The 3,684-nt window shown below is 53.8% G+C and carries 3 protein-coding genes; all 3 read left to right on the forward strand.

Annotation, left to right across the window (positions count from 1 at the left end; all coding sequences use genetic code 11):
• Positions 1-1,235: glycosyltransferase (locus RMO84_RS11585; protein ID WP_310488612.1), on the forward strand; the 1,235-nt coding region annotated here is incomplete at its 5' end.
• A gap of 192 nt (positions 1,236-1,427) precedes the next feature.
• Positions 1,428-2,663, forward strand: coding sequence for an acyl-CoA dehydrogenase family protein (locus RMO84_RS11590; RefSeq protein WP_310488613.1), 1,236 nt, complete (start codon positions 1,428-1,430; stop codon positions 2,661-2,663).
• A complete protein-coding gene (locus RMO84_RS11595) occupies positions 2,641-3,525 on the forward strand; it encodes a PIG-L family deacetylase (RefSeq protein ID WP_310488614.1) in 885 nt (294 codons plus the stop codon). The genes RMO84_RS11590 and RMO84_RS11595 overlap by 23 nt, the downstream gene beginning before the upstream one ends.
• Positions 3,526-3,684 lie beyond the last annotated feature (159 nt).

The following is a 3,684-nucleotide window of genomic DNA, read 5'->3' on the forward strand; positions in this document are numbered from 1 at the left end:
GCGCGATCGGCCATCTCAATCCGATGTGTACGATCGCCCGCGAATTGCTCGATCGCGGCCATCGCGTCACCCTGTTTGGCGTGCCCGATATTCAAGCTAGAGTAGCAACTGTCGCTGGTTTGGAATTCGCCCAGCTCGGTGCCACTGAATTTCCTCTAGGGGCAATCGATCGGATGTACAAAGAATTGGGGCGCAAAAGCAACCTCGACGGCTTGAAATACACCCTCGAATGGATGGGACGGGAGGTGAAGATGCTGTTTGCCGAGGCACCAGCGGCGATCGAGGCCAGCAGCATCGACCTCTTGCTAGTAGACCAAGTGACTGGTGCTGGTAGTAGCATTGCCGCGTTTCTCAACCTACCCTTCGTCACGATTTGCAATGCCTTGCCGATCGATCGCGAACCGATGGTACCGCCGTTTTTTACCACCTGGACTTACCAAAATACCTGGTGGGCGCGAGCGCGCAACCAATTGGGCAATCTGCTGCTCAATTATTTGACCGAAACTGTCTGGCAACAGACCCTCACCCAACGCCGAGCGTGGAAATTACCGCCCCTAGCCGATCGCGAGGCGGGATTTTCCCAATTGTTGCAGATTTCCCAGTTGCCGCCAGAGTTTGATTTTCCCCGCAAGGCATCAGCGCAGATGCATTATGTGGGGCCATTTCTCGCCCCAGCGACCGCCGAACCGATCTCTTTTGCCGGACTAGATTTTCCGTTCGATCGACTGACCGATAAACCGTTAATCTACGCCTCCTTGGGCACTTTGCAGAATCAGCAGTTGGAGATCTTCAACACGATCGCGGCTGCTTGCGTCGATCTCGATGCCCAACTAGTCATTTCGCTCGGCGATCCAGAGCGCGATCCGACCGAGTTGCAATTGCCCGGAAATCCGATCGTCGTGGCTTATGCGCCCCATGCCGCCCTCATCGCTCGATCGAGTTTGGTCGTCACTCACGCGGGGCTAAATACCACCATCGGCAGCCTCAGCGCAGGGGTACCCCTCGTCGCCATCCCAATTACCAACGAGCAACCAGGCATCGCCACCCGGATCGTCCGCACCGGCGCAGGCGAAATGGTACCGCTCAAGCAATTAACAGTCGATCGACTCAAACAAGCGATCCACCGCGTTCTCACCGACAGCAACTACCGCACCCACGCCCACAGAATGCAATCGATCGTCCGCCAATCCGGCGGCGTCAAACGAGCCGTCGATTTAATTCTGAGTGTTTGCTAGAGAGGGTACCCGAAGATCTATGCTTTTACTAATCCTACCTAAATGCCTCCGCAAAGTCCAAAATTCAAAATAGTATCCCTCAGTCATATCTCCCGTTCGGTAGAGGAAAAAAAACCAAAATCCTCAGATAATTTAAAAGAAATTATCTTGTAAATCCCACGCCAAGCTAGGACGCAAGTAGAGGAGAATGCTTTGACTGCCATACGTTTGCCCGCCCAACTAGTCACTCTCGCCTCCCAACTCGAACCACCCCCAATCGACTTAGATGACCTGCTTCAACAAACAGTTGAAATTGCCAGTTTTTGCACCCAAAATGCGGCAGCAATCGATCGACATGGGGTCTATCCACAGCGCGAATTGGAATCGATCGCCAGTGCGGGTTTATTGAGAGCACCTTTAGCACCCAAATACGGCGGCTTGGGACTGGGCTACGAGACTAGCTCGATCGGCTCATTACTAGAGATCTTAAAACAGATCGGACGGGCTAATTTAGCAGTCGGGCGCATCTACGAAGGCCACGTCAATGGATTGCAACTACTTCAGACCTTTGGCACCCCCGATCAAATTACCAAGTACGCCCGCGATGTACGCGATCGCCACAAAATTTTTGGCGTGTGGAATGCCGAAGCCCAAGATGGAGTTAAGATCGTCCCGCTCGGACAGGGCAAATATCGCCTCGAAGGTGCCAAAACCTTTGCAACGGGCTGCGGCTGTGTCGATCGACCCTTCATCGGCGGTACCATGCCTAATGGCGAGTGGCAACTGTGTATCATCTCGATGGATGAAGTCACCACCGCGATCGATCCCGACTGGTGGCAACCGGCGGGCATGAAAGCAACAGCTAGTTATAAGGTCGATTTTACCGGCGTAATCTTAGACCAGAGCGAACTGATCGGGCAGCCTGGAGATTACTATCGCCAGCCGTGGTTGACGGCGGGCGTCGTCCGGTTTGCTGCCGTCCAGCTCGGCGGTGCCGAAGCCTTATTCACCGCCGCTCGGCAATTTTTGCAGACGATCGATCGTACCAAAGATCCTTACCAAGAAGAGCGGTTTGGCAAAATGGCGATCGGCATCGAAAGCGGTCAGCTTTGGCTCCAGGGTGCCGCCAAGATGCTCCAGCAGTATCACCCGATCTTTGCCGGCGATCCGGCAGCTCCTAGCCCTAGAGCACCGACGCTCGTAGCATATCTGAATATGGTGCGCACCGCGATCGAGCAAATCTGTATGGACGCGATCCAACTGGTCGAGCGATCGGTCGGTACGCGGGGCTTACTACCCCCAGAGCCGATCGAGCGGATTATTCGCGACTTGACTCTGTATCTGCGTCAACCGGCTTTTGATGCCGCACTGGCTACTGTAGGCCGCTACGCGCTTCAAACTGCTGCCACCGAATCACTGTGGACACATGAACCTACCCCGAAATTTTAACGATCGACCGACTGAGGAGAGCGGCAGGGACGATAGTCTCGACGACCCTTACCCGCTGGGACGCTGGAGCACCAAGTTGTCGCCATTGTCCCCAGTGGCTGGCGAGAGTGCGAACGCCAGCAGCCAGATCTTATTAGCCCGTCCCGAAACGCTACCCCTGCTAGATCTGAGTGCGGTTTCGCGCCAGCGGGCAGTCGTGGTCGCGCCCCATCCCGACGATGAAACCCTCGGTTGTGGGGGCGCAATCGCGCTAATGTGTGCCAAAGGTTATGACGTGAAAGTGGCGATCGTCAGCGATGGTACCGGATCGCATCCCAATTCCCAAACATATCTCGCCCCCGCACTACGATCGCTCCGGGAACTGGAGACGCTCGCCGCATTAAAGATTTTGGGAATTGAAGATCGATCGCGAGTTACTTTTTTAGGTCTTCAAGATGGCGCGGTACCGACGCTCGCTGCCCCCACTTTTTTGGCAGCAAAATTACGCTGTCAAAGATATTTACGCCAAACTTTACCCGATACGATCTTCCTACCGTGGCGTGCCGATCCGCATCCCGATCATCGTGCCACTTGGCAATTATTTCAGGCTGCTATCTTGAGCTTGGGGATCTCGCCGCAAATCATTGAATACCCGATTTGGGACTGGGATGTGCAACAGCAAAAAAAACTCCCAGATCTCGATCGCATCTCTGGTTGGCGGTTGGATATCGAGCGAGTATTAGCCACTAAAAAACAAGCGATCGCGACTTACAAATCGCAACTGGGTGAATTAATCGACGACGATCCTGACGGCTTTTATTTAACCCCAGAGTTACTAACTAATTTTACCCGCCCCTGGGAAGTTTATTTTGAGGAAATCTGATGAAATCAACTAATTCACAATCGCTCGATACCGATTTTTTTGAAGCTCTCTATCGCGAAAATCCCGATCCGTGGCAATTTGCCACCAGCGAATACGAAGCACAAAAATATGCAACTACGCTAGCTGCTCTACCGCGCGATCGCTATGGCTCGGCGTTTG

Origin of the sequence: Chamaesiphon sp. VAR_69_metabat_338, from assembly GCF_031423935.1 — a bacterium.
Taxonomy (GTDB): Bacteria; Cyanobacteriota; Cyanobacteriia; order Cyanobacteriales; family Chamaesiphonaceae; genus Chamaesiphon.

Coding starts and splice junctions, on each gene's coding strand:
- RMO84_RS11595 (WP_310488614.1), top strand. CDS start 2,641: ATGAACCTACCCCGAAATTTTAACGATCGACCGACTGAGGAGAGCGGC.